At 70.7% G+C, this 2,309-nt stretch carries 2 protein-coding genes; both read right to left on the bottom strand.

What is annotated here, in order from left to right:
• Nucleotides 1–161: 161 nt before the first annotated feature.
• Complete coding sequence (locus NFX52_RS29830) at nt 162–1,325, bottom strand: NAD(P)H-dependent flavin oxidoreductase (protein WP_207402281.1); 1,164 nt, start codon at nt 1,323–1,325, stop codon at nt 162–164.
• Between the two features lie 43 nt (nt 1,326–1,368).
• The gene (locus NFX52_RS29825) at nt 1,369–2,238 is read right to left on the bottom strand and encodes a LysR substrate-binding domain-containing protein (protein WP_207402280.1); all 870 of its coding nucleotides are present in this window, start codon (nt 2,236–2,238) and stop codon (nt 1,369–1,371) included.
• Nucleotides 2,239–2,309: the final 71 nt, after the last annotated feature.

The raw sequence follows: 2,309 nt of genomic DNA, 5'->3' as shown, positions 1-2,309 counted from the left end.
CCAGGATGACTTTGGGCTGGAGCAAGCCTATTGAGGTGTATGCCGAGCATTTGGCTCGCTTGGCCCAACAGCCCGATTCAGTCCATTAACTTGATTGTTGCACTTGGACTTGAAACCGCCCTTATCCATAAAGCGCTAAAAGCTATCAAAATAATAGCATTCTATGGCTGCTCCACGCCCAGCGCTCCCACGGCTGCCTGCGCAGCCCGCCACTCCGCTTCCAGCACGGCCACGAGCGCCGCCGCTGGCATGGGGCGCACCGCAGCCACGCCCTGGCCGGCCCAGAGGGACAGGTAGTCCGCCCGCCCCGCCTCGGCAGACGCCCGGCGCAGCGCGCCGGTGAGGGCGTTCTGCACTGGATAGGCTGGCACATCGGCCTCGTGCGCGTGCAGCCGCTGCAGCATCGTGTTGACGATGCCACGCGCCGGGCGGCCCGAGAAGACGCGGGTGGTACGCGTGTCCGTGCCGGTGGCGTGGGCCAGCGCATCGCGGTAGGCCGGGCCGATGCCCGACTCGTCGCAGGCCAGGAAGGCCGTGCCCATCTGCACCGCCTCGGCGCCCAGGGCCTGCGCTGCGGCGATACCTCGCCCGTCCATGATCCCGCCGGCCGCTATCACCGCCACGCCCCGGGGGCGCAGCGCATCCACGCACTGCGGGATGAGGGCCATGGTGCCCACCATGGACGCCGCAAAGTCGGCCTGCGAGGGGCCCCTGGCGGCAGGGGCCTTTTCTGCGGGCGCAAGGCCTTCGGCCTGCAGACGGCCCGTGGCCAAAAAAGTGCCCCGGTGGCCGCCCGCCTCCATGCCCGATGCGACCACCGCGTCCGCGCCCACATCGGCCCAGGCCACGGCCTCGGCCACGGTGGTGGCCGTGCCGATGACGGTGCAGTCCGCGCTGTGCAGCTGCTCGACCTGCGCGGCGTTCAGGATGCCGAAGGTAAAACTCGCCACGGCCGGGCGCGCTTCGACCAGGGCGTCGAACTGGGCCGCAAAGTCCTCGCACCAGCGCGCGGGCACGGCGGGCGTGAGGCCGAACTCCGCATACAGCGGCGCCAGGCGGGCCACGGCCTGCTCCACCGTGGCCGCATCGGGCGCGGGCGTGTCCTGCACGAAGAGATTGAGCCCGAAGGGCCGGTCGGTGCGCCGCCGCACCTCGGCCGCCGCCTCGGCCATGGCGGCGGGCGAACGCATGCCGCAGCCCAGGGTGCCCAGCCCGCCCGCCGCAGACACGGCGGCGGCCAGTGCCGGGGTGTCGGAACCCGTCATGGGCCCCTGGATGATGGGCAGACGCAGGGAGAGGGCGGTGCGCAGGCTGGGGTGGGGCATGGTGGCGTTCCGTTCGCTAAAAAAGGGAAGAAGAGAAGGGTTGTCAGTCGCGCAACACTTGCTGCAGCGCATCCAGCGCCGCGGACCGGTAGCCGTGGCGCCACACCAGCAGCGTCTGCAGGGTGGTCAGGGGGTGCTGGGCCAGCAGCGCGGCGTGGGGCGAGAGCTGGAGCACCGAGCGCGGCACGATGCCCACGCTGCCACCCCCCGCCACGCTGGCCAGGATGGCGTGGTACGAGCCCAGTTCCAGCGTCTGCATGGGTGGGGTGCGGGCTGCGAACCAGTCCTGCGCCACCCCCCGGTAGGTACAGCCGGGCTCGAACACCGCCAGCGTGCCGGGCACCACATCCTGCGGGCCGGACACGGGCGGATGCCCCGTGGGCAGCACCAGGATCAGTTCCTCGGCGAACACGGGGCTGGCTTCCAGCGCAAGGTCGGGCGACTGCCCTGGCGGCCAGGCCACCAGCACGGCGTCGAGCGCATGGGCGCGCAGCCGCACCAGCAGTTCGCGCGTGGGCGCGGTCGACAGCTCCAGCGCCACCCCGGGCCACTGGCGGTGCAGTTGCGCTAGCGGGGCGGGCAGGCGGCTGGCGGCGGTGCTTTCCATCGAGCCCAGGCGCAGGCGTCCCGTGGGCTGGCCTGGCCGCACGGCCTGCCGAGCCTCCTCGGCCAGCGCCAGCAGCCGGTCAGCGTAGCCCCGCAGCACCTCGCCCTCGGGCGTGAGCGCCATGCGCTTGCCCTCGCGCAGGAACAGCGGGGTGCCCAGGTCGGCCTCCAGCTGGCGCACCCGCGTGGTCACATTGGACTGCACGCGCTGCAGCCGCTCGGCCGCGCGCGTAACGCTACCCTCTGCCGCCACGGTGCGGAAGATGTCGAGGGCGGCCAGATCGAGTGGGGGGGATACTTTATCCATCTTGAAAAAGTATGAATGTCAAAAATTCAATCTCTTGCTAAGATCATAAGACCCCGCATCCGACGCCGCAA

Source organism: Acidovorax facilis (assembly GCF_023913775.1).
GTDB classification, from domain to species: Bacteria; Pseudomonadota; Gammaproteobacteria; order Burkholderiales; family Burkholderiaceae_C; genus Acidovorax; species Acidovorax facilis.
The sequence above is the reverse complement of the archived record's forward strand: the minus strand, read 5'-3'. Positions and strand labels throughout refer to the sequence as shown.

What these genes read in the sequence shown, in the direction of transcription:
- NFX52_RS29830 (WP_207402281.1), bottom strand. Translation starts at nt 1,325, where the DNA reads ATGCCCCACCCCAGCCTGCGCACCGCCCTCTCCCTGCGTCTGCCCATC.
- NFX52_RS29825 (WP_207402280.1), bottom strand. Translation starts at nt 2,238, where the DNA reads ATGGATAAAGTATCCCCCCCACTCGATCTGGCCGCCCTCGACATCTTC.